This is a genomic window from Lentzea sp. NPDC004789, from assembly GCF_053601075.1.
In genome coordinates, this window is the sequence record NZ_JBSGBE010000024.1 from 21,438 (window position 1) to 44,913 (window position 23,476).

General features: G+C 69.1%; 21 protein-coding genes. 13 read left to right on the forward strand and 8 right to left on the reverse strand.

All coding sequences use genetic code 11. The annotated features are described in order from the left end of the window. Together scpB and ACWEIJ_RS38585 are read left to right on the forward strand one after the other, a co-directional pair. On the forward strand, positions 1–829 hold an 829-nt coding region (gene scpB / locus ACWEIJ_RS38580), incomplete at its 5' end, for an SMC-Scp complex subunit ScpB (RefSeq protein WP_449842224.1). Then, positions 822–1,556, forward strand: a complete 735-nt coding sequence (locus ACWEIJ_RS38585) for a pseudouridine synthase (RefSeq protein WP_449842225.1) — start codon at positions 822–824, stop codon at positions 1,554–1,556. The genes scpB and ACWEIJ_RS38585, both read left to right, overlap by 8 nt. Positions 1,557–1,667: 111 nt before the next feature. Here the strand turns inward: ACWEIJ_RS38585 and ACWEIJ_RS38590 are convergent, their stop codons facing one another. Then, positions 1,668–1,886, reverse strand: a complete 219-nt coding sequence (locus ACWEIJ_RS38590; RefSeq protein ID WP_449842226.1) for a hypothetical protein — start codon at positions 1,884–1,886, stop codon at positions 1,668–1,670. Between the two features lie 154 nt (positions 1,887–2,040). On the opposite strand from ACWEIJ_RS38590, the gene ACWEIJ_RS38595 reads away from it, so the two are divergent. The 5 genes from ACWEIJ_RS38595 (at position 2,041) to ACWEIJ_RS38615 (ending at position 9,941) form a co-directional block, all read left to right on the forward strand. Then, the gene (locus tag ACWEIJ_RS38595) at positions 2,041–4,749 is read left to right on the forward strand and encodes an nSTAND1 domain-containing NTPase (RefSeq protein WP_449842227.1); all 2,709 of its coding nucleotides are present in this window, start codon (positions 2,041–2,043) and stop codon (positions 4,747–4,749) included. A 92-nt stretch (positions 4,750–4,841) separates the two neighbouring features. Continuing rightward, positions 4,842–7,571 carry an nSTAND1 domain-containing NTPase gene (locus ACWEIJ_RS38600; protein WP_449842228.1) on the forward strand — a complete coding sequence of 910 codons (2,730 nt, stop codon included), beginning with the start codon at positions 4,842–4,844 and terminating at the stop codon, positions 7,569–7,571. An 81-nt stretch (positions 7,572–7,652) separates the two neighbouring features. Continuing rightward, a complete protein-coding gene (locus tag ACWEIJ_RS38605; protein WP_449842229.1) occupies positions 7,653–8,396 on the forward strand; it encodes an ABC transporter permease in 744 nt (247 codons plus the stop codon). Next, a complete protein-coding gene (locus ACWEIJ_RS38610; protein ID WP_449842230.1) occupies positions 8,393–9,160 on the forward strand; it encodes an ABC transporter permease in 768 nt (255 codons plus the stop codon). Before ACWEIJ_RS38605 ends, ACWEIJ_RS38610 begins: the two co-directional genes overlap by 4 nt. Next, the gene (locus tag ACWEIJ_RS38615; protein ID WP_449842231.1) at positions 9,144–9,941 is read left to right on the forward strand and encodes an ABC transporter ATP-binding protein; all 798 of its coding nucleotides are present in this window, start codon (positions 9,144–9,146) and stop codon (positions 9,939–9,941) included. Before ACWEIJ_RS38610 ends, ACWEIJ_RS38615 begins: the two co-directional genes overlap by 17 nt. A 221-nt stretch (positions 9,942–10,162) precedes the next feature. Here the strand turns inward: ACWEIJ_RS38615 and ACWEIJ_RS38620 are convergent, their stop codons facing one another. Together ACWEIJ_RS38620 and ACWEIJ_RS38625 are read right to left on the reverse strand one after the other, a co-directional pair. Next, positions 10,163–11,044, reverse strand: a complete 882-nt coding sequence (locus ACWEIJ_RS38620; protein WP_449842232.1) for an IniB N-terminal domain-containing protein — start codon at positions 11,042–11,044, stop codon at positions 10,163–10,165. A gap of 174 nt (positions 11,045–11,218) precedes the next feature. Then, entirely contained in the window at positions 11,219–12,388 is a 1,170-nt protein-coding gene (locus tag ACWEIJ_RS38625) for a 4-hydroxybenzoate 3-monooxygenase (protein WP_449842233.1), read from the reverse strand. 175 nt (positions 12,389–12,563) lie between these two features. Here ACWEIJ_RS38625 and ACWEIJ_RS38630 point away from each other — a divergent pair, with 175 nt between their 5' ends. The 5 genes from ACWEIJ_RS38630 to ACWEIJ_RS38650 all read left to right on the forward strand — a co-directional run bounded on the left by ACWEIJ_RS38630 (position 12,564) and on the right by ACWEIJ_RS38650 (position 18,364). Beyond that, entirely contained in the window at positions 12,564–13,574 is a 1,011-nt protein-coding gene (locus ACWEIJ_RS38630; RefSeq protein ID WP_449842234.1) for an ABC transporter substrate-binding protein, read from the forward strand. A gap of 221 nt (positions 13,575–13,795) precedes the next feature. Beyond that, complete coding sequence (locus ACWEIJ_RS38635) at positions 13,796–16,636, forward strand: nitrate- and nitrite sensing domain-containing protein (protein WP_449842235.1); 2,841 nt, start codon at positions 13,796–13,798, stop codon at positions 16,634–16,636. After that, on the forward strand, positions 16,633–17,055 hold the full coding sequence (locus ACWEIJ_RS38640) for a roadblock/LC7 domain-containing protein (protein ID WP_030468876.1): 423 nt from the start codon (positions 16,633–16,635) through the stop codon (positions 17,053–17,055). The genes ACWEIJ_RS38635 and ACWEIJ_RS38640 overlap by 4 nt, the downstream gene beginning before the upstream one ends. A 17-nt stretch (positions 17,056–17,072) precedes the next feature. Beyond that, positions 17,073–17,669 (forward strand): GTP-binding protein, encoded by a 597-nt coding sequence (locus tag ACWEIJ_RS38645; RefSeq protein WP_449842236.1) that lies wholly within the window; start codon positions 17,073–17,075, stop codon positions 17,667–17,669. 176 nt (positions 17,670–17,845) lie between these two features. Continuing rightward, the gene (locus ACWEIJ_RS38650; protein ID WP_449842237.1) at positions 17,846–18,364 is read left to right on the forward strand and encodes a snapalysin family zinc-dependent metalloprotease; all 519 of its coding nucleotides are present in this window, start codon (positions 17,846–17,848) and stop codon (positions 18,362–18,364) included. A gap of 24 nt (positions 18,365–18,388) precedes the next feature. On the opposite strand, the gene ACWEIJ_RS38655 is transcribed toward ACWEIJ_RS38650, so the two are convergent. The 5 genes from ACWEIJ_RS38655 to ACWEIJ_RS38675 all read right to left on the reverse strand — a co-directional run bounded on the left by ACWEIJ_RS38655 (position 18,389) and on the right by ACWEIJ_RS38675 (position 23,101). Further along, positions 18,389–20,227, reverse strand: coding sequence for a diguanylate cyclase domain-containing protein (locus tag ACWEIJ_RS38655; RefSeq protein ID WP_449842238.1), 1,839 nt, complete (start codon positions 20,225–20,227; stop codon positions 18,389–18,391). Continuing rightward, complete coding sequence (locus ACWEIJ_RS38660; protein WP_449842239.1) at positions 20,227–21,027, reverse strand: SAM-dependent methyltransferase; 801 nt, start codon at positions 21,025–21,027, stop codon at positions 20,227–20,229. Before ACWEIJ_RS38660 ends, ACWEIJ_RS38655 begins: the two co-directional genes overlap by 1 nt. A gap of 96 nt (positions 21,028–21,123) precedes the next feature. Next, the gene (locus ACWEIJ_RS38665) at positions 21,124–21,567 is read right to left on the reverse strand and encodes a hypothetical protein (RefSeq protein ID WP_449842240.1); all 444 of its coding nucleotides are present in this window, start codon (positions 21,565–21,567) and stop codon (positions 21,124–21,126) included. Continuing rightward, positions 21,545–22,174, reverse strand: coding sequence for an RNA polymerase sigma factor (locus ACWEIJ_RS38670; protein WP_449842241.1), 630 nt, complete (start codon positions 22,172–22,174; stop codon positions 21,545–21,547). Before ACWEIJ_RS38670 ends, ACWEIJ_RS38665 begins: the two co-directional genes overlap by 23 nt. 54 nt (positions 22,175–22,228) lie before the next feature. After that, on the reverse strand, positions 22,229–23,101 hold the full coding sequence (locus tag ACWEIJ_RS38675; RefSeq protein ID WP_449842242.1) for a S8 family peptidase: 873 nt from the start codon (positions 23,099–23,101) through the stop codon (positions 22,229–22,231). Between ACWEIJ_RS38675 and ACWEIJ_RS38680 the strand changes: the two genes are divergently transcribed. After that, complete coding sequence (locus ACWEIJ_RS38680) at positions 23,087–23,446, forward strand: hypothetical protein (RefSeq protein WP_449842243.1); 360 nt, start codon at positions 23,087–23,089, stop codon at positions 23,444–23,446. The genes ACWEIJ_RS38675 and ACWEIJ_RS38680 overlap by 15 nt on opposite strands. The last annotated feature ends 30 nt before the right edge of the window (positions 23,447–23,476 follow it).

Here is a 23,476-nt window from a genome sequence, read left to right on the forward strand (position 1 = left end):
GCCGGACGCCGGGACCGAGGCCGAAGCCGAGGCCGCTGCCGAGCCGGACGCCGGGACCGAGGCCGAAGCCGAGGCCGCTGCCGAGCCGGACGCCGGGACCGAGGCCGAAGCCGAGGCCGCTGCCGAGCCGGACGCCGGAACCCAGCCCGAAGCCGAGGCCGCTGCACCCGCCGAACCTGAGGTCGAGCCCGAGCCGGAAACCGACACCGCGGACGCCGCCGAACTCGAGGCCCAGCTCCTCGCCGCCGCCCCCGAGGAGGCCATCGAGGACAGCGGCCTCCCGGACCTCACCGACGACGCCGTCTTCGAGGCCGCGCTGGAGTCCGTCCTGCTGGTCGTCGACAGCCCGATCGCCGAAGACCAGCTCAGCGGTGCCCTTGAGCAGCCGGTTAAGCGAATCAAGGAGGCACTCCGTAGACTGTCGAACCGGTACACCGAGTCCGGCAGCGGCATCGACCTGCGCAGGGCGGGGGACGGCTGGCGGTTCTACACGCGGGACCGGTTCGCCCCGTTCGTGGAGAAGCTGCTGCTCGACGGGCAGCGCGCAAAACTCACCCGCGCGGCCCTGGAGACGCTCGCGGTGATCGCCTACCGGCAGCCCGTCACGAGGGCGCGGATCGCGGCGGTCCGCGGTGTCAACGTGGACGGTGTGATCCGGACCCTGGTCGCGCGGGGGCTCATCGAGGAGACGGGCACGGACAGCGACACGGGTGGGATCCTGTACCGCACGACCGAACTGTTCCTGGAGCGGTTGGGGCTGTCGTCACTGAAGGACCTGCCCCCAATCGCGCCGCTGCTGCCCGAAGTGGATGCGATCGACGATGTCTGAGAACGAGGGCGTGCGCCTGCAGAAGGTGCTCGCGCAGGCGGGGATCGCCTCGCGCCGTGCTTCCGAGGAGCTGATCGAGCAGGGCCGCGTCCAGGTCGACGGCAAGGTCGTGCGCGAGCAGGGACGGCGGATCGACCCCCAGACGGCCGTGGTGCACGTGGACGGCGTGCGGGTGCAGATCCGCGAGGACGTCGTCACGATCGCGCTGAACAAGCCGTACGGCATGTTGTCGACGATGGAGGACGACCTGGGTCGGCCGTGCGTCGGCGACCTGGTGCGCAACCGCAAGGAGCGGCTCTTCCACGTCGGCCGCCTCGACGCCGAGACCGAGGGTCTGCTGCTGCTCACCAACGACGGTGAACTCGCGCACCGGCTGATGCACCCCAGCTACAACGTCATGAAGACCTACCTCGCCGAGGTGCCCGGCCCGGTCGAGAAGGGGCTCGGCAAGAAGCTCAAGGCGGGGATCGAGCTGGAGGACGGGCCGATCAAGGTCGACTCGTTCAAGCTCATCAGCGCGGTGCCCGGCAAGGCGCTGGTCGAGGTGATCCTGCACGAGGGGCGCAAGCACATCGTGCGCCGCCTGCTGGAGCACGTCGGCTACCCGGTGCAGTCGCTGGTGCGGGTCGCGGTCGGGGACGTGTCTCTGGGCAACCAGCGGCCCGGGTCGATGCGCGTGCTCAACCGGCAGGAAGTCGGCGGTCTGTACAAGCTCGTCGGTCTCTGACAACGCCGATGACGGGTGCTGGCCGTCGCGCTCGCCCAGCTCTGCCGTGGCGGTGCGGAACTGTCCGATGAGGAGCGGCGTCGTCACCTGACGGACGCCGGTGTGCTGAACTCACCCTCCGGCGGGGAGGCCGAGTTCCCGCGCCCGCACCTCCACGGGCCGCGGGTCGTCACCGAGTCTGCCGCGGTACCAGCCGTCGCCCGCCCACGCCTCGACGAAGAACTCGGTGCCCGCCGGGAGGTGCTTCAGCGGCTCGCCCGGCCACGTCACGACGACGCCGCGGCGGAGCTCGCAGACCATCCGGGCCGGCACGACCGAGTCAGTCGTCATATCGCTCGAATCTAGGCACACCACCGTTGTCCACGGCCGCAGCGCTCAGGTTGACAACCAAACCCGCGGCCGCGGCTCGGGGGAACGTTAGGGCGAACGGGTTGTTCACGGTCAGGCGTTGGCCGCTGAACAGGGTTCTCTGAACAATGACGGGATGCCGAGACGGGAACGCCCTCTCGACGAGGGCGAGAGCGGTCTCCTGCAGTTCGCCGCGGATCTGCGCCGGCTGCGGGAACGGGCGGGCAGCCCCACCTACCGGGAGCTGAGCCGGCGGGCGCACTACTCGGCGGCCGCGCTGTCGGAGGCGGCCGGTGGGCGGAAGCTGCCCAGTCTCGCGGTGACCAAGGCGTACGTGATGGCCTGCGACGCCGACCCGCAGGAGTGGGAGCGGCGGTGGCGGGCCGTCGCGGAGAGCAAACCGCACGCGGCCGACAGCCCGTACGTCGGCCTCGCGATGTTCCAGCCGGACGACGCGCCGAGGTTCTTCGGGCGTGAGCGGTTGACGACGGAGCTGCTCACCACGAAGAACCGGTTCACGGGCGTGTTCGGGCCGTCCGGGGTGGGAAAATCGTCGTTGCTGCGAGCCGGTCTCATCGCCCGCACCCGCGAACCGGTCCTGCTGTTCACGCCGGGCGCGAACCCCGTGGAGGAGTGCGCGGTCGCGCTCGCCCGGCTGACCGGCCAGGACGCGGTCGAGCTGGCCGACGAGCTCGCGGACCCCGCGGAGCTCCCGCGCAGGCATCGGCACCTCGTGGTCGTGGACCAGTTCGAGGAGCTGTTCACGTTGTGCCGCAACGAAGAGCTGCGCATGTGGTTGATCTCGGCGCTCACCGGCTGCACCAGGGTGGTCATCGGCGTGCGCGCCGACTACTACGAGCATTGCGCGCACTATCCCGAACTCGTCGCGGCCCTCAACGGCGGTCAGCTCATGGTCGGCGCGATGACGCCGGACGAGCTGCGTCTCGCCGTCACCGAACCCGCGGCCGTCGCGGGCGCCAAGGTGGAGACGGCGTTGCTGGCCCGGCTGATGGCCGACGCCGTGGGACAGGCCGCGGTGTTGCCGTTGCTGTCGCACGCACTCGCGGAGACCTGGCGGCACCGCCGCGGCATGACCTTGACGCTCGCGGGTTACGAGGAGGTCGGCGGCCTCGAACACGCGGTCGCCCGCACCGCGCAGGACGTGCTCGACGGGCTGTCCCCGCACCAACGGGCGCACGCCAAGCGGATCCTGCTGCGGCTCGTCACCGAGAACGACACGAAACGCCGTGCCCGCAAGGAGGAGCTCGAAGCCGACGGGCAGGTGCTGCAGGCGCTGGCCGAGGCAAGGCTCGTCGTCATCGACCGCGACGGCGTCGAGCTGGCGCACGAGGCGTTGATCCGCAGCTGGCCCACGTTCGGTGCGTGGATCGAAGAAGAACGCGAGAACATCAAGGCGCAGCGCGAACTGACGCACGCCGCCCAGACGTGGGAGTCGCTGGACCGCGACCCCGGCGCGTTGTTGCGCGGCCGCCGGCTGACCACCGTCCCGCCCGGCCTGGCGCTGAACTCCGGGGAACGCGCGTTCCTCGCGGCCAGCCGCGCCGCTGAAGAGGAGGTCCACGCGAGCACGCGAAGACGCACGCGCCGCCAGCGCCAGCTGCTCGCCGCACTCGCCGCCCTCGTCGTGGTCGCCGCCAGTTCGACCGTCTTCGCCCTGCAGGCCGGCAAAGCCGCCGCGGAACAGCGCACCGCCGCCGTGGTGCTCAACGCCGTCAGCGAGGCCACCGCCCTGCGCTCCACCAACCCCGGCCTGGCCGAGCAGGTGACGCTGGCCGCGTATCGGCTCATGCCGTTGACCCAGGCGCGCAACGGGTTGCGCCAGGAGAACGTCCCGTCCCAGGTGGTGCGCGCAGCCCCGGCGGAGGTGACCGCGCTGGTGGTCGGACCGACCCAGCAGCAGGTGGTCACCGGGCACCGCGACGGCAGCGTGGTGCTGACCGACCTCGAAGACCTGCCGTCACCGCGCACCTCCCACGAGGCCACCAGGCACGCCGGTGCGGTGACGGCGCTGGCGATGGACCCGACCGGCGGCATCGTCGCCTCCACCGGCGAGGACGGCGCCGTCCACGTCATCGACATCTCCCTCGGCAGACCCCGCGAACTGACCGCGTTGCCCACCCGCGCCACCGCGATCGCCTGGCAGGGCACCACTCTCGTCACCACCGACCACGACGGTGCGCTGAGCTTCTGGACCGACGTCCGGCTCGACCGGCCCAGGCTCCTCACCAGCGTCCAGCTGGGCCTGGGTCCGCTGGCGGGCCTGTCCTTCCGCCCGGACGGCCAGGTCCTCGCCGCCGTCACCACCGGTCGCGCCGTCCACCTCGTCGACGTCACCGACCCCCGCAACCCGGCACCGCTGTCCCTGACCAAGCAGTTCGCGGGCACCGCCCAGTTCGCGGGGGAGGACCTGCTGCTGACCACCGGCACCACCGCCGTGCACGTCTGGGACGTCACCGACCTGCGCCATCCGGTCCTGCGCGCCGAGGTCCCGTCCGGCGGCGGCTCGGTCACCTCGGCCTGGCTCGGCGCCGAGAAGCTCGCCGTGGCCACGGACGACGGCCTGGTGCGGCTGTGGCAGCTCAAGGGCCACGACGAGCCGGTCGAACAGGCCTTGCTGCGCGGTCACACCGGACCGGTCGCCGCGGTCGGGCTCAGGCCGAAGGGCGACGAGGTCGTGACCGGCGGTGCGGATCGCGCGGTGCGGCTGTGGGACGTCGACCCGCGCGACCCGGCGGTGCGGATCTGCGAGCAGGCGGTTCGGCCGATGAACCGCGAGGAGTGGCGGCGGTACTTCGGTGACCTGGACTTCACCCCGCCGTGTTGAGCGGTCACGAGAACGTGGTCCGGGTGGTGAGCCGTTAGCGGGGCGTTAGACGACAGGCGAACCTCTGGTGGACAATCCCGCCAGGAGGCGGCATGCCACGAGGGGAACGACCGCTGGGTCCGGAGGACACCGCGTTGCTGCGGTTCGCCGGCGACCTGCGCAGACTGCGTGACCAGGCAGGCAAACCGAGCTACCGCGAGCTGGCTCGGCGGGCCAACTACTCGCCCACGGCGTTGTCCGACGCGGCGGGCGGGCGGAAGCTGCCGTCCCTCGCGCTGACGCTCGCGTTCGTCCGCGCCTGCGACGGCGATCCGGCGCCCTGGACCAGGCGGTGGCGTGAGCTCGCCGCCGAACACGCACTGCCACTGCAGACCAACGCACCGTATCCGGGAGGGGAACCGTTCGGGGAGGACGACGCGCCGAAGTTCTTCGGGCGTGAGTTCCTCGTCGAACAGGTCGTGGAGTCGGCCAGGGCGAAACAGCTCACCGTTCTCGTCGGAGCCTCCGGGTCGGGCCGCACCTCCCTCCTCGCCGCCGGACTCAAGCCCGCGCTCGGTGACGCCGTGCTGGTCACGCCGACCCACGACGCGCTGGAGGACCTCGCCCGCGCCCTCGCCGAGGTCTTCGGCGACACGACGCCCGCGCGGCTCGCCGAGGAGCTGCGGCGCGACCCCGACCACCTCCGGTTGCGGATCCGCCAGCACCGGCCCGGCCTGACCCTGCTCGTCGACGACGTCGAGAAGGCGCTGGACCAGCAGGACTTCGTGACCGCGCTGAGCCGTTGCCCGCACCTAGTCGTCGCGGTCCGCGCCGACCACCGCGCCCGCTGTCACGAGAAGGGCCTGCGCGGCAACGAGATCGTCATCGAGCCGATGAGCGCGGACCAGCTGCGGCGCGCGATCACCGAGCCCGCCGCCAAGATCGGCGCCACGATCGAGACCGCCGTGATCGCCCGGCTGGTCGCGGACGCCGCCAACCAGCACGCGCTGCCGTTGGTGCAGCAGGTGCTCACCGAGACGTGGCGGCGCAAGCGCGGCATGACGTTGTCGCAGGCCGGGTTCGAGGAGACCGGTGGCATCGAGCACGTCGTCGGACGGGCCGCGACCGCGTTCTTCGACCGCCTGACCCCCGACGACCTGGCGGAGGCGAAGCGGGTCCTCCTGCGGCTGGTCTCGGTGCAGCGCAACGGGATCGTGCAACGCCGCAGCCGCAGACTGGACGTCGAGTCCCGTCTGCTGGACCTGCTCGCGCAGGCCAGGCTGGTCACGCTGACCGAGGACGGGGCCGAGCTCGCCCACGACGCGCTGCTGCGCTGGCCGCGGCTCACCGAGTGGATCGACGAGGAGCGCGAGAACCTCCGCACGCACGAACAGCTCGTCACCGCGATGGAGCTGTGGGAGGCGAGCGACCGCGACCCGATGGCGCTCTACCGCGGCGCCCGGCTGCGCAGGGCCAGGGAGCTCGGTGAGTTCCTGACGGTGCGGGAACGCCGGTTCGTCGCTCTCAGCGCCAAACGCGAGACACGGCGCTCGACGGCGTTGATCGCGGTGGCGGCCGTGCTGATCGCGCTCGTGCCCGGCACGGTCGTCTACTCGCTGTCCACCGAGCGCAGGATCACCGAGCTGCACGACCGGGAGCTCGGCGGCAAGGCGATCTCCGAGTCCGAGGCGCTGATGGAGCAGCGGCGGCCGTACGCGGACAGGTACGCGCTGGTCGGCTACAAGGTCAACCCGTCGATCGAGGCCGAGAAGGTGCTGCGGCTCGCCAACGCGATGACGCGCGGGATCCCGTTCACCGGCACCCCGGCGGACGACGCGCTCGTGCAGGTCGCGCCGCTCGGCCAGCTGGCCGCGGTGACCGACGAGGACGGCACCGACCGCATGTGGGACCTCGACGAGGACCGCGCGACGCAAGGCAAGCGGTTCCCCGACGGCCACCGGGTCGTCAAGCTCGCCCAGCATCGCGCGGTCACGCAGGACCGCACCGGACAGCAGCACCTGTGGGCCGTCAACAGCGCCGGCGACATCACCTATCTCGCGCGGCTCGCGGACCGGTTCCGGACGCTCGACCTGAGCGTGGACGGCGCGCGGATCATCGGCAAGATCGGCGAGGTGGCCGAGGTCGGCCTCCCGACGCCGGACGCGTCCGAGCACCTGGAGCTGTACGACCTCAGCGATCCCAGGAAGCCGCGCCCTTTGTCGGTGCCCGTGCGCGACGCGGAGTCCGTCGCGCTGAGCCAGGACGGCCGCGAGCTCGCCACCGCGGTCTGGGACGCGGCGAACGGCACCTCGACGATCGAGTTCTGGCGCGTCGGCGGCACCTTCGAGAAGGCGGTGCCGTCGTTGACGCAGCAGGGCTACGTCCGCGGCCTCACCTACAGCAGCGACGGCCGGTGGCTCGCCGTCGAGCACTCACCGGAGTCCGTCGTCGAGGTGTGGCAGCGCGTTCCGGACAGGGCACCGGTGCTGCGCGCGACGATCGACAGCGTGCTGCGCACCGGGGCGCGGGTGACGTTCTCCGACGACGACCGCGTGGCCGTGGTGCGTGACAACGTCTTCGAGGTCCAGCGGCTCTACACCTCCGGGCGTCCGGCCGACCGGCTCGTGTACGTGTCCGGGCAGGGGCACTCGACGCCGGCGGTGTACCGGCCGCAGTACGGCGACTTCCTCGTGCGCGGCGGGGGCCAGAACCCCGAGCTGCTGCCGTACGACCTCGACAGCGCCCGCATCATCAAGAAGATGTGTGAAAAAGACGGTGCCCGGCTCACGGACTCCGAATGGGTGAAGAGCTTCGGCGAAGTGGAGCGCGTGGAAGTCTGCTGAACCGCCTTGATGTGTGGGAAACAACCCGGAGTTGGCCAAACACGCATTGTGAACCAGAGATCCACTCTCTAGGGTGACCGAGTGCGTGCGTTCACAAGGGGACTTCTCGGCATCGCCGGGTTTCTCGCGCTGTGGGAGCTCTTAGGACGCTCTCCGCTCATCCCTGCACACGCGCTTCCACCACCGTCCGACGTGTTCGGTGAGCTGGTCACGCAACTGACTTCGCCGGAGTTCCTCCGTCATGTCGTGGCAACCGTCCTGGCACTGCTGATCGCCATCGTGATCGCGATCGCGATCGCCGTGCCGAGTGGACTGGTCCTCGGCAGCGTCCCGGCGGTGCGGCACGCGACCCGCGCGGTCATCGAGTTCCTGCGCCCGATCCCTTCTGTGGCACTGATTCCGCTCGCCCTGGTGATGCTCGGCTTCGGCCCGGAAACCAAGATCACCCTGGCCGTGTACGCGGCACTGTGGCCGATCCTCTTCAACACCATCTACGCCCTGGACGAGCTGGACCCGTTGCTGGTCGACACCGCAAGGGTTTTCGGCACCGGCCGCACGGGCGTGCTGTTCCGCGTGGCGCTGCCGAGCGCGTTGCCGTTCGTCCTCACCGGAATCCGGCTCGCGGCGACGACCGCGCTGGTCGTGATGGTGAGCGTGGAGCTCATGGCGGGCAGCCAGGTGGGCCTGGGCTACTTCATCATGGAGGCCCGCAGCGGGCCGGGACGGATGGACCAGGTGCTGGTCGGCACGGTGGTCGCGGGCGCGATCGGCGTCCTGCTCAACAACGGTCTCGAACGCGTCCGCCGGCGATGGGTGGCCTGGTGACCAGGTTCCTGCAGCGGTGGACCGTGTTCGCCGGGCTTGTCGCCGTGTGGCAGTTGCTCGGCTGGTTCGCGGACGACCCGTTCTTCCCGCCGCCGTCGAAGATCCTCAAGGCGGCCTGGGAGTGGTGGGTGCTGGAGCCGTCGAACGTCACCGAGCACGTGGTGCCGTCGATCGTGCGGCTGCTCGGCGGCTGGGCCATCGCCTCGGTGATCGGCGTGTCGCTGGGCCTGCTGCTGGGCCGCTCCGAGCGGGCGATGGAGTACGCGGGACCGCTGCTCGTGTTCCTGCGCTCGATTCCGCCGCCCGCGCTGGTGCCGGTGTTCCTGTTGCTGTTCAAGGCGGGCGCGTCGATGCAGCTCGCCACGATCGTCTTCGGCGTCGTGTGGCCGGTGTTGCTCAACAGCGTGGACGGCGCCCGTTCCGTCGACGTGACCAAAGTGGACACTTCCGCGGTCTTCCGGATCCCGCGCTGGCAGTGGGTGCTCGGCGTGGTCCTGCCCGCCGCGTCGCCCAAGATCTTCGCCGGGCTGCGGGTGTCGTTGTCGCTTTCGCTGGTGCTGATGGTGATCTCCGAGCTCGTGGGCACGGACAACGGCATCGGTTCGCAACTCATGCAGGCACAACGCGAGTTCGACTACACGCGCATGTGGGCCGGCATCGTCCTGTTGGGCGTGCTCGGCTACGGACTCAACACCGCGCTTCTCGCGGTGGAACGCAAGGTCCTGGCGTGGCAACCGAGGAGTAGGGATGAGCAACATGCTTGAGGTGGCCGATCTAGGCCACACCTACGGCGACCACGAGGCCATCGGAGGCCTTACGTTCACCGTGCGCGCCGGGGAACTGGTGTGCGTGGTGGGACCGTCGGGGTGTGGCAAATCAACGCTGCTGCGCACGATCTCCGGGCTCGTCGCGCCATCGCGCGGCGACGTGTCCCTCAACGGCTCGCATCTCGCCGTGGTGTTCCAGGACTACTCGCGCTCGCTGTTCCCGTGGCTGACCGTGCAGGGCAACGTGGAGTTCCCGCTGCGCAGCCTGCCGCGCGCGGAACGCCGCGCACGTGCCGCCGAGGCGCTGGAGTGGGTCGGACTGTCCGGTGCGGCCCGCAAGCGCCCGTGGCAGCTTTCCGGCGGTATGCAGCAACGCGTGGCGATCGCGCGCGCTCTGGCCTACCGGCCTTCGTTGTTGTTGATGGACGAGCCGTTCGCCTCGGTGGACGCGCAGACCCGTTTCGAGCTGGAGGACCTCTTGCTCCGCGTGCGCCGTGAGCACGACACGACCGTTCTGGTCGTCACGCACGACATCGACGAGTCGGTGTACCTGGGTGACCGGATCCTCGTGCTGTCGGGCTCTCCCGCCCGGCTGGTGGCCGATCTGGAGGTGCCGCTGCCGGCCGAACGCGACCAGGTGACGACGCGGACCGACGAGGGTTTCGTGGCGCTGCGGTCGAAGGTGGCGCGGCTGCTGAACGTCGGCAAGCCGTCGCTGGACGTCGAGAAGTGGGCCGCTGCCGAGCGGGAGTCGCTGAGCGAGAGCGTTTCTTCCTGACGGACGCGCGGAAACGCGGACACAGATCAGCCCCGGACCGCCGTGGTCCGGGGCTGATCTGTGTCGCACGGGAGACGGGGCCGGCGGGAGGGCCTGTCGGCCGACGAGAAGCCGTCGCCCGTGCGAAGGAGGGTGTGCAAGCTGAGCACGGCGAGTACTCGCGCTCGGGGGCAGAGCTGCGAGCACCCGCCGGTCGTTCCCCGTGAACTGCCAAGAACGGCTTAGAAGTGGATGTCGATGTGGTTGCCGTTGGCGACACCGTGGTCGAGCACGTCGTTGCCCGCGACCTTCACGTCGCCGATGACCTGGCCGAGGTCGTGGTGGAGGTCGTTGTGGACCTCGCCGACCTGCGCGACGTCCTGAACCACGTTGTGGCTCACGTCGACGACGTTGTGGACGTCCGCGACGTCCTTGACCAGCACGTCGGTGTTCTTGACCAGGACGTCGGTGTCCACGACGTGCTTCGCGAGGACATCGGTGTCGATGTCCTTGACCAGCACGTCCGACACGCCGGACACGTCGTGCAGGTTCGCCACGTCGGTCACCTTGGTGACGACGTCGTTGCCGGTGGCGATGTCCGAGACGTTGGAGACGACGTGGGTGCCCTTCAGCACGGTGGCGTCGAGGGTGTTCGACACGTCGCCCAGGCCGGAGAAGTCGGAGACCAGCGCGGTGAGCGCCGAGGGGGCGGCCACGCCCGCCAGGCCGTTCACGCCCGCGACGCTCTCCACGTTGCCCGCCACCAGCTTCAGGGTGTCCACGGCGGGCAGGTCGGCCGGCAGGCCGGCGGGCAGCTCGCCGCCGAGGACGCTGCCGACCGCGTCGACGTTCGCGACGGACGCGGCGTCGAGCACGAGGGGCAGGATGTCGTGCACGTCGCCCGCGGTGATGTCGCTCAGGCCGGCGGCCTCCAGGCAGCCCAGCGGGTCCTGCTGGAACGCCTCACGGGCGTCGAGGTCGGTCAGCAGGCCGAGGGTGAAGTCGTGCAGGGTGATCTGCTCGGTCTGCACCGTGGTGCCACCGGTCTCGACGGTGGTGTTGCCCGTCTGGACCGCGGTCGGGCCCGTCTGCACCGTGGTGGTCTCGGTCTGCGGCTGCTGCATGGGACTCAAGCTCCTGTAGCTGAATCGGGGGATGTCGAGTTGAACCGTATGGATGAACGACATCCCCCGGCATCGGGAGTTGGCCCCAGATCGTGACGAAACGAGATCCCTAGGGGGACGGTCTCACCCGTTAGGGGAGCCCGGGGAGTCACCCCAGAGGGGGAGATTCTGCCCTCAGGGGCCGACGTAGTTCTCCGCGAAGGTCGCCCGGTAGGCAGCCGACTCCGCCAGGTGCTCCAGGCGCGCCTGCGCCAAGCGTCCGAAGAACGGTGAGCCCACGTCGGTGTGGATCATGTTCACCATCCACTGGGAGAACTCCTGTGCCCGCCAGACGCGGCGCAGGCAGTCCTCGGAGTAGGTCTTGAGACCGGTCTCCGAACCGGTCGCGTAGAACTCCGTCAGTGCACGTCCGAACGTTGCGGCGTCGTTCAGGGCGAGGTTCATGCCCTTGGCGCCGACCGGCGTGATGATGTGGGCTGCGTCACCCAGCAGGTAGAGCCGTCCGTACGACATCGGTTCCACGACATGGCTGCGCATGTCCAGCACGCGCTTCTCGATGATCTTGCCCTCGGTCAGCGACCACGCGGAGCCGTGGAGTGCGAACCGCTTGTGCAATGCTTCCCAGACCTGTTCGTCGGACCAGTCGGAAGCATTAGTTCCGACCGGCACCTGGAGATAGAACCGGGAAACGGTCGGAGACCGGAGCATGTGCCCCGCAAAACCATCCTCGTGCAACGCGTAAATGATGGCTTTAGTCGACGGAGGGGCCTCTGCGAGAATTGCCAGCCACTCAATTCCGTGGTGATGGGTGAATTCTGTCAGCACCCCCGCGGGAATGGAGGGCCGGCTCACACCGTGGAACCCGTCACATCCGGCGACGAAGTCGGACGTGACCTTCGTGCGCACCCCGTCTGCGCTGGTCCAGGTCACGGACGGCTGAGAGGACGTCAGGTCGTGCAACTCCACGTCGCTCACGGAGAACCGGATGTCACCCCCTGCTGCCAGGAATGACCCGATGAGGTCCTTGACGACTTCCTGCTGGGGATACACGTAGTGCTGGCGGCCTCCATACAGGTCGCTGTACGCCACCTGGAAGGCCTGTCCGCTCACGCGGAATTCACACGTTCCGTGACGGTCTGCTTCCATCAGCAAACGATCCGCCAGGCCGAGTGACTCCAACATGGTTACAGAGCGATGTTCCAGGACTCCCGCCCGTGGCCGGGTTTCCACATGAGCACGACTAGCTTTTTCGAGGACGACGCAGTCGATACCTGACTGCTGGATCAAGTTTGCCAAGGTCAGACCGGCCGGCCCGGCGCCGATGACGGCTACAGCGCGCTTCAACTGGGGATCTCCTAGCCCTAGACCTGCTGTGCTTAGATGCTCACCGCAGGTAGTGGACTGGAACCTGCGCGTGTCGGTCAACTGGGGTCTTTTGGAGCAGTATCACTACTCTGAGTGGTTGACCGTCGCGCTCACCCCGCAACGACGACACCGCTCCGACAGGAGAGTGCTCCCGATGACTCGAAGAGTCCGCCGTATGGCCGTCCGTGGCATCGCCCTTGCCACGATGCTCGCCACCGTGGCGAGCTGTGGACTGCTCGGCGGCAAAGAGCCGGCGCCCACCACCGACGCGAACGGCCAGGTGGAGAAGGCGAAGATCACCTTGGGGGTCCTGCCGATCCTCGACGTGGCCTCGGTCCACGTGGCGATCAAGAAGGGCTACTTCAAGGCCGAGGGTCTCGAGGTCGAGCTCAAGACGATCCAGGGTGGTGCTCAGGCGATCCCCGGCCTGATCAACAAAGAGCTGGACATGACGTTCGGCAACTGGGTCTCGTTCTTCGCCGCCCAGTCGAAGGACGCGGCCAAGCAGGTCGACGGCATCAAGCTCATCGCCGATGGCTACCAGGCCAAACCCGACATGTTCCTGATCCTGGCCGCCGGTGACTCGGCGATCAAGAGCCCCAAGGACCTGGCGGGCAAGACCATCGCGATCAACACGTTCAAGAACATCGCGGAGCTGACCGCGAAGGCGACCCTGGAGGCCGCGAACGTCGACCCGAAGTCGGTCACGTTCAAGGAGATGCCGTTCCCCGACATGCAGGCCGCGGTCGCCAACAAGACCGTCGACGCGGCGTTCATGGTCGAGCCGTTCATCACCCGCGCGCAGCGCGCCGCCGGCCAGGTCAAGATCCTCGACGCGGCCTCGGGCCCGACCGACAACATCCCGATCGCGGGCTTCGCGACCAGCGGCGCGTTCGCCAAGGAGAACCCCAAGACGGTGGCCGCGTTCCAGCGCGCGATCGCCAAGGGTCAGGCCGACGCCGCGGACCGTCCCACGGTCGAACCGCTGCTCGTCGAGTACGCCAAGGTCGACAAGGAAACCGCTGCTCTCGTCCACTTCGGTTCCTTCCCGACCACGCTCGACGCGACCCGGCTGCAGCGGGTCACGCAGCTGATGCAGCGCTACGGGCTGCTGGACAAGGAACTCGACGTCAAGCCGATGCTCATCCAGCCCTCCGGCAGTTGACGAACAGCGCGGGTGGCTGTGATCGCGCCGTGATCACGGTCGCCCGCGCTGCCGTTTCGTCCGGATGAATTATCGGTAAGGGGCCGTTTAGCCGCCCTGCTCGAAGTTGTTGATTCTCGAACCAGCTGTTTTTGTCGTCCGAACGGCGGTATGAGAACCGTGCGTTTTACACCAAGATCCACCAGGTTTGCTGCTATTAAACGGGGCGGGGAGTGTTGACGGTGCGCGGTCGAGAGGACCAGCGAGGCATCGACCGGTTCCGCCTACGCAACTGGCGGCTGCGGAGCAAGCTCGCGGTGGTGTTGTTGGTTCCGGCCCTGAGCACCGCGACTCTCGCGGGCCTGCGCCTGAACACCCAGCTCGACGACGTCGAGCTCTTCGGCACCGTCCAGCGCGAGCTCGCCGTCAGTCACCAGGCTGCGAAGGTGGAGAACGCGCTGCAGGTCGAGCGCGACTGGGCCGTGCAGTGCGTGGCCGCCGGCAGGCAGAACGCGTGCCCCGAGCACGCCGCCCGCACCGGCCTCACCGACACGGAACTGGGCAAGTATCGCGACTCGGGCGCGACGACCACGACGATGAGCGCGCCGCTGCGGGAGGCGTTCGGCAAGTCGCTGCAGTCGCTGGACAACCTGGCGAGTCTGCGCGTCACGTTGCTGAGCACGAAGTACCCGGACATGGCCGTGATCGGTGCCTACAACCAGATCATCGCCTCGCTCGGCCAGGTGCACCGCGCCGCGATCTCCAGCCTGAGCGAACCGGCGATCGTTCCGCTGGTCGCCGCGGCCCAGGCGCTCTACCAGGCGCAGGAACAGCTCGGCCAGCAGAACTCGATCCTGACCGCGACCGCGCTGCGCAAGGGCTTCGCGCCCGGTGGCGCGGACGAGCTGCGGGCCGCGCAGTCCCGGCTCGACGCGGCGTTCAACGAGTTCAACGACGTGGCGTCCGCGCAGAACCAGCAGAAGTTCCAGGACAAGGTGTCCGGCTCCTCGGTCGACGGGCGCAACCGGCTGGTGAAGCTCGCGCTGGCGCAGGACGCCGAGGACAAGCCGGTGTCCATCACGGACGCCGAGGTGCTCAAGATCGGCCAGGACACCGCGAACCTGGTGCGGGAGGTCGCGGCGGACCTGGAGAGCCAGGCCGACGCCACCACCTCGCACCTGCAGAGCATCGCGCGCACCGACGCGTGGCGGGACGCGGCACTGGTCGCCGCGGCGCTGCTCGTCGCGTTCGGTCTGATGGCGATGGTCGCGCAGTCGATGCTGCGGCCGCTGCGCATCCTCCGCCGCAGCGCCCTCGACGTCGCCCGCAACCAGCTGCCGGAGGCGATTCGCCGCATCCGTTCGCACCGCGACCCCGAACGCGCCGCGGAGGAGGCGATCGTCCCGGTGCCGCTGAACACGACCGAGGAGGTCGGTCAGGTCGCGCGGGCGTTCGACCTGGTGCAGCGCGAAGCCGTCCGCCTCGCCGTCGAGCAGGTGGCACTGCGCGCGAACGTCAACGACATGTTCATCAACCTGTCGCGGCGCTCGCAGGCGTTGGTGGAACGCCAGATCAGCGTGATCGACCGGCTGGAGCAGGACGAGCAGGACCCCGATCACCTGGCGTCGCTGTTCGAGCTCGACCACCTCGCCACGCAGATGCGCCGCAACAGCGAGAACCTGCTGGTGCTCTCCGGCACGACGGTCAACCGCCGCGTCACCCGCCCGGTCGCGATCGCCGAGGTGCTCGGCGCCGCGGTGTCCGAGGTCGAGAAGTACGCGCGCGTCCAGATCGCGCCGACGCCGGACATGATGGTGCAGGGCCGCGTGGTCAACGACCTCGCGCACCTCATCGCCGAGCTGCTCGACAACGCGACGGCGTTCTCCAAGCCGACCACCAAGGTCACCGTGCGCACGATCGAGACCCGCAAGGGCGAGGTCGCGATCCGCATCCACGACCGCGGCGTCGGCATGCAGGACGCCGACATCGCCGAGTCCAACGCGAAGCTCGCCGAGCCGCCGGAGGTCGACGTCTCCGTGGCCCGCGAGATGGGCCTCTACGTGGTCGGCCAGCTCGCCAAGCGGCACGAGATCCGCGTGACGCTCGCGAACAACGACGACATCGAGGGCGGCGTCACCGCCCAGGTGATCCTGCCGGTCTCGTTGCTGCACAAGGGCGCGCCGCCCGCGTTGCCGCTGCTGCCGTCGGTCACCTCGACGATTCCGCCCGGTGCGGTGGAGACGACCGGCGAGGGCCTGTCGGGTGTGCCGAAGTGGACGCCGGAGTACCCGGTCGTGCTGCCGTCGGCGTCCGAGGTCTCCGACGAGCCCTCCGGCCGGCACCGCATCGAGCAGACCTCGGCCGACGGCCTGTTCACCGCTCGCGTCGAGGCCTCCGAGACGTCCGGTGAGGACGGTTACTCCTACGAGCCGCCGATGGAACGGCCGGCCGAGCCGGTCGCGCCCGCAGACTCCGGCGATCCGGCGACCGAGATCTTCCCGGCCGTCCGCGACGTCGAGGAGATCGACGCCGACAGCCTGTCGCGGTGGTTCCAGACGCCCGCCGCGGTGCCGCAGCGGGGCGAGGCCACCGTCGTCAACGTCAAGGCCGTCGACGTGCCCGCAGACTCCACAAAGGACGTTCCGGCAGCGGAGCCGGGACACGAAGAGTCCGAACCTCCCACGGTGAACGGTCTGCCCAAGCGGCAGCGTTCGCCGGAACCTTCGAAGTCCGAGGCACCAACGGCGGTGCCGCGCGCGGTCGCCGACTTCGCCGAGTCCGACTGGGGATCGGCCGACGAGGGCTGGCGTGCCGCTGGGGCGCTGGAGAACAGCGTGCCCGCGCAGACGACGGAGAACGGCCTGCCCAAGCGCGTCCCGAAGGCGCGCCTGGTGCCCGGTTCGTCTCCCAAACCGTCGTCACCCGTTCCCCAGCTGGCGGCCGTCGTGACGGGAGGCCGTTCCGCGGAACGACTCCGGCAGCGGTTCGCCACGTACCAGAAGGGTGTCCAGCTGGGCCGTGAGTCGCTCTTCGACTCGGCCGTCGGCGGCATCCCCGTGATCGCAGAAAGGGAACACCAGTGACCACCGCGACTGAGGAACTGGACAACTTCAGCTGGCTGGTCGAGGACTTCGTCAGCAGGGTCGCCGGTGTCGCGCACGCGATCGTCGTCTCGGCCGACGGTCTGCTGCTCGCCTCGTCGGACCGGCTCCCGCACGACCGTGCCGAACAGCTCGCCGCTGTGTCCTCCGGCCTGGTTTCGCTGAACCTCGGCGCGGCGCGTTGCTTCGAGGCGGGTGAGGTGAAACAAACCGTCGTCGAGATGGAACGCGGCTATCTTTTCCTGATGTCCATCAGCGACGGGTCCTGCCTCGCCGTGCTCGCCGCGCCCAACTGCGACATCGGGCTCATCGGTTACGCGATGACCCGGCTGGTGGAACGGGTCGGTCTCCAGCTCACGCCGGAGATCCGTGCCCAGCTGCACGTTTCCATGCGAGCCTGAGTAGAGAGAAGTTCCCCATGAGAGACGGTGCTCCGGGTCGTCCGGGGTCACCTGGGGTGGACCTGACCGCGATGTCGGCGAAGATCGTCGTCGCGGGCGGGTTCGGCGTCGGCAAGACGACGTTCGTGGGCTCGGTTTCCGAGATCACCCCGCTGACCACCGAAGCGGTCATGACCCAGGCATCGGTCGGAGTCGACGACCTGTCCGCGGTTCCTGACAAGGTCACCACGACGGTGGCCATGGACTTCGGCCGCGTGTCGCTGGACAAGGACCTGATCCTCTACCTGTTCGGCACACCTGGACAGCACCGGTTCTGGTTCATGTGGGACGACCTGGTCCGCGGCGCGATCGGCGCCGTGGTGCTGGTCGACACGCGCCGGATCGACGAGGCCTTCGCGCCCATCGACTTCTTCGAGGACCGCGAACTGCCGTACGTGATCGCGGTGAACTGCTTCGACGGCCTCATGCACCACCGGGCCGAGGAGGTGCGGGACGCGCTCACGATCCCGTCGTCCGTGCCGATCATCCCGTGCGACGCGCGGAACCGTCAGTCGACGAAGCAGATCCTGATCGCGTTGGTGGAGCACGCGTTGCGCCAGCCCTCGTTCGCTTGACCCGCCCTCGCCGGAAGCCTCTGCCCGCACGCCGCGGGCAGAGGCTTTCGCCTGTGCGGGCACCTGCGAAGGTCTCTGGACCGTGCCAGTGCTGATTGACTCTTGACTTTTCTTGTGCGCCAACGCTTCAGCGATACAGTCGAGGAGCAATCACCCTGCATTGCGAGGAGATCCCTGTGTTCCTGCGCAAAACTGTCGCTGTGCTGGCCAGCGCCGCCGCCCTGTCTCTCGGCGTCGTGGGCACCGCACAAGCAGCTCGCACCATCACCTACGACTCGACGGGTGCGGCTCAGTACGAGTCGTACATCACGGAGGCCGTGAAGGTCTGGAACGGTGACGTGAAGAACGTCCAGATCAAGAAAGCCGCCGCGGGCACCCGTGCGAACTTCACCATCGTGTCCGACCCCGGCTGGCCGCGCGCGCAACCGACGTCGCTCGGCAACGGCAAGATCTGGATCGGCAAGGAGGCCGTGGACCAGGGGTACAGCAAGGTTCGGATCATCGCCCACGAGATGGGTCACATCCTGGGTCTGCCCGACATCAAGCCCGGCCCGTGCTCCAGTCTGATGTCCGGTTCCACCGGCGGCGTCGACTGCCAGAACGTCCACCCGAACGCGGCGGAGAAGGCACGGGTCGAGCGGGCCTTCGCCGGCACCGCCAAGGCCGACCTCGCCGAGAGCGTGGACGCGGCCTGATCGCGCCCGGTGGGTCTCCCGCGGCTACCGCGGGAGACCCACCACCAGATCGACGCCCAGCGCCCGCAGTTCGTCGTGGTCGCCAGGGCCGCCGATCACGTGCACGCCCGCCGACCGCAGCAACGGCACCATGAGCGCCAAACCCCGTCGTGCCAGTCGTTCCGACGGCGGTGCGGCGAGCCGGAGGCCCCAAACCGGGCTGCGGTCCACAGTGGACAGACCGGTGAAACCGCCGCCGAACTCGTGCAGCAACACGTGGACGCCCATGTCGTGCAGCACTTCGAGGTTCTCCTCACCGTCCGGCATGGACCGCACGTCCAGTGCCAGGAACAGCGACGAGGCCGGGAAGGCGCAGTCGCGCAGGGTGGCCCGCACGTGCGCGGCCAGGTCCTGGTCCCGCGACTGGTCGCGCGACAGCCGGATCAGCACCGGCTCCCCGCGCGAACACGCGTCGTGCAGCACCATCTTCCCGACCCGTGCGGCCAGGCCCAAAGCATCGGCGTAGGCCACGACGTCGTCGTGCCGCGACGTGCCCCACCTCAGGGACGCCTCGACGAAGGCGAGCGAGCCCGACACCCACGACACCGGCGCGTACTCGACCGAGATCTCGCCGTTCTCGAAGGCACCGGGCATGGCCGCGATCCGCGCGAATCGGGCGCGGTCGGCGACATCGGCCTCGTGGTCGTAGATCGCCCACTGCCTCTTGCCGCCGGCCTCGGCCCGTCGCAACGTCGAGTGCGCCCGGCGCAGCACCGCGTTCGGATCCACGCCGGGCCCGGAGGCGTGCACGAAACCGATCGACGTGGACACCGCGACGCCCGCGCCCTCCAGGTAGACCGGCTCGGACAGTTCGTCGTCGATCGTCGCGGCGAGCGCGGCCACGTCCGGTGACCCGTGGATCAGCACCACGAACTCGTCGCCGCCGACCCGTGCGACGACGGCGTCCGGCAGCACCACCCGCAGCCGTCGCGCGACCTCCACCAGCACCGCGTCCCCGGCCACGTAACCCAGGCCGTCGTTGACGATCGTGAGGCTGTCGACGTCGAGGTAGCCCAGCGTGCACGGCTCGCCGGACGCCAGCGCCGACTCCAGCTTGTCGGTGAACGAGGCGCGGTTCGGCAGTCCGGTGAGCAGATCGGTCAACGACTGGTGCCGCAACCACTCCTGCAGCATCCGCTGTTCGGTCACGTCCTCGATCAGCGCGACGTGGAACTTCGGCAGTCCGTCCGACCCGCGCAGCACGGACAGCACGACGTTCGCCCACACCGTGTCGCCGTTGCTGCGCACCAGTTGCCACTCGCGCCGATCACTGTCCACAGAGGACGCGATCATCCGCTCGCAGGCCGCGGCCAGCGCCAGCGCGTCGGCCTCGGCGAAGAGCTCCTTGGGCATCTCCTCGTGGCCGAGCATCCGCGCCAGCGCCTCGTTCGCCTCCACGACCGTGCCGAGCAGGTCGAAGATCGCGATGCCCACCGCCGTCGACGTGAAGACCTGGGCGAACCGGGTCTCGCTGTCGTGCAGGTCGCGCTGCGCGTCCTCGACGGCCTTCAGCAGCGCGTTCTTGACCTTCTCCTGCTCGGAGAACAGCTGGTCGCGCGTGGCGCGCACGTACCCGGCCGCGAGCTCGCCCAGCACCTCGGGAGAGACCTCCGGCCCGAGCACCTCCAGCGTCCGCCGCAACGAGTCCGGACCGGTGAACCGCTTGCGCACCAGCCATTTGCCGACGGCGAAGGCCTCCTGCCCAGCACGCAGCCGGGCGGCGTGCTCGTCGAGGTGCTGCGTCAGCTTCCGCCGTGACATCGGCGAGTACGCGCTCTCGATCAGAACAGCCGCCCAGCGCTGTGCGAGGGGCGAGGTGGTCATCAGGGCTTGCGGCCCACCGCGGCGTAGAGGTTCGCCTTCGACGGGTCCTCGCCGACGTCCTCCGGCGTCTCCGGCCGCCACTGCGGCGTGAACACGATGCCGGGCTCGACGATCTCCAGGCCGGACAACATGTCCGCCACCTGGGCGCGCGTCCGCGGCGTGATCGGCTCGGCGGTCTTCGCGAAGATCTCCGCACCGGCGGCCATGGCCGCCGGCATGCTGTCCGCGGTGAAGTGCGACAGCGCCAGGTGCGAACCGGACGAGAGCGCCTCCACGTAGCGCGACAGCACGTCCCACGGGTCGTCGGAGTCGGGGATGAACTGCAGGACGCCCACGACCAGCAACCCGATCGGCTGCGAGAAGTCGAGCAGTTCCCGTGCCTGCGCCACGATCTTCTCCGGCTCGCGCAGGTCGCCGAGCAAGGCCGTCACGTTCGGCTCGTCGGCCAGCATCAGCTCGGCGTGCGTGATCGCGACCGGTTCGAAGTCGACGTACACGACCTTCGCCTCAGGCGCGACCTCGTGCGCCACCTCGTGCACGTTGCCGACCGTCGGGATGCCCGAGCCGAGGTCGAGGAACTGCCGGATGCCCAGACCCGCGAGCTCCAGCACCACACGGCGCAGGTACGCCCGGTTGCGCCGGGCCATGTCCCGCACGGGCAGCACCCTGATGAGCGCCTCGGCCGTCTCGCGGTCCGCTTCGAAGTTGTGGCCGCCGCCCAGCAGGTAGTCGTAGATCCGGGCGGAACTCGGCACGTCGACGTTGACACCCTCCGGAACCCAGCTGACTCGATCGACCACAGCACACCTCTCGCGATGCGAATTCTGAGCGTCGACAACCCTACTGGCGGCAGATGTAGGCCGAACGAATGAATTCCGCTATCACTCGAATGGTGTTCAGAGGATGAACCAATCGGTGCAACCGCTTGCGAACCGGAACTTCACCGGTCCGTGCGGTGCACTCCCCATCACGAACATCCCCAGTTCGTCGACCGCCGCGGTTTCGTGGTCCCCCGAAGGCGTCACGAGCGTGACCGATCCGGACGCCGGCATCAGCTGACCGGTGATCCCCGCCGCCGACACCTCGACCTGCAGCGACACGCCGTCCGCGTCGAACACCAGCTGCCGCGCCGTCGCCGTGGACCTCGCACGCTCGAACAGCGCGTCGTCCAGCACGGAGTCGTACGACGTGAGCAGCAGCAGTTCCTCGTCGACGGTCCGCCAGGTGAACGCGGCCTTCGCGGCCTCGACGAACTCCGGCGGCACCTCCTCGGAAGGTGTGCTCAAGGCGTCCCGCAAGGCGTCGAGCAGAATTTCGTCACTGTCCCAGTCGTGCCGCACCCAGCACACCTCCTCTCGCTGACGACTTCCTCTGGGGCGATCCCAGGAACGCTGCGATCGCGGGGGTCTTGCGCAACTTCTCCAGGCAACGTATCCGCGTCGGGCCGATGCTGCCGACCGGCATCGCGAGCTCGTCGCTCACGACCTGGTAGCTCGGCGGCGGGTCGGTCATCAGCTTCGTCAGCAACCGCTTGCACTGGTCCGTGAGCTCGGCGAACCCGTCCCGCAACGCCTGCCGCCGTTCCGCGGCCAGCAGGTCCGCCTCCACGTCCGCGTCCACCTGCTCCGACTCCAGCGCGTCGGACTCCGACAACGGGTCGTAGAGGTGCGTGCGCTGCTGCACGCGCAGCACGCGCAGGCACTCGTTGCGGGTGGTCGTCATGATCCAGCCGGGCAGTGCCTCCGGCTCGCGCAGCCGTCCGATCTGCTCCACGAGCCGAAGCCACAGCGTCTGGTTCACGTCGGCCGCGTCCGCGGGGCGCAGCCGGTGCTTGTAGATCACCGACACCACCAGCGGCGTGTAACGGTCCACGATCTCGTTCCACGCCGACTGGTCGCCCTCGGCCGCCGCGCGCACGAGCACGGCGATCGGGGATCCTGCGGTCACGTCGACTCCTTGCGGTCACAACTGGCGGAGGCCGAGGTTGCTCACCAGATACAACTATTTGACGAAAACTCCGTAGCCGGGGTGGAACTCGTCGCCGGCCAGCAGCTTGTCGCGCGCCTGACCGGCGCTGATGCCGTCCGCGGCCATGACTGCGGCGATCCGGCCGGTCAGCCACGGCGCCGAGAAGGACGTGCCGGCCCAGTACGCCCAGAGCGCGAACCCGGTGAAGTCCGGCTCACCCGGCAGCTTCCACTCGCCCTTGAGGTAGGTCGAGGACCGGTTGCCGATCGCGCACGCGTTCACCCAGTGGCCGAAGCTCGAGTAGCACGCGGGGATGATCGAACCGTCGGCGTTCTGCGCGAGCGCCGAGACGGCCGTCACGCCGCAGAACGCGGCGGGCCAGCTCGGTCGCTGGTCGCCGCGGTTGCCGGCGGACGCGACCACGACGATGTCGCTCGGCAGGTTCTGCAGCGTGAGGCGCAGCGGTTCGGACGCCACGTCGTCCTCGGTGTAGCAGCCGAGCGAGAGGTTCAGGAGGTTGATCTTCTTGCGGCCCAGCTCCGTGATCTTGCGGCAGAGCGTCTCCTCGTCGCCGAGGCCGTTGGGGTCGAGCGCGACCTCCGGGTCGAACGTGACGCCGGGTGCGGCGCTCTGGATGACGCCCGCGACGAACGTGCCGTGCCCGCCCTGCAGCGCGAAGAGGTCGCCGGAGCTGTAGGCCTTGTCGACGTCGTCGGCTTCCTGGGTGTACCGGCCCTTGAACCAGTCCGCGTGCTCGCTCGTCGCGTTCTGGGCGATGCCGGTGTCGATGATCCCGACCCGGATCGCGGAGTGCCGGTCGTCGGCCTTGGGCGCGGACAGCGGGTCGGTGGGGCGGGGGCGGTCGCCGGGGTTGCCCATCACGTTGCCGCCGTGGCCGACGATCACGTGGTGCGGCTGAACGAGCGGCACCCGCTCGTTCGGCCAATTTCGTTGATCCCTCAACAATCGCACGATGCGCGGAATGTCTTCGGCGTTGTTCGGCAGGATCAGCCGCGCCATTCCCGCGAATCCCTCGCCGGGGCGGGCGTCGATATTGTTCTGCCGCAGTTTTGCGATCACCCGGTCGAGATCGGCGGTGCCGACCAGGAGCTGCCCGGGTCGATAAAGGAATTCCCGCCCGCGTTCGGCGTAGAAGCTGATGTTCTTGTCATCGGCGATGAGCTGCTGAAATGCTCTTTCGTAAAGCTCAGAACGTTCCGACGGTTTCGTCACCAGGGCCTCACAAAGTAGCGTCGACTCTCCACCCCGACCGAGCTTGAT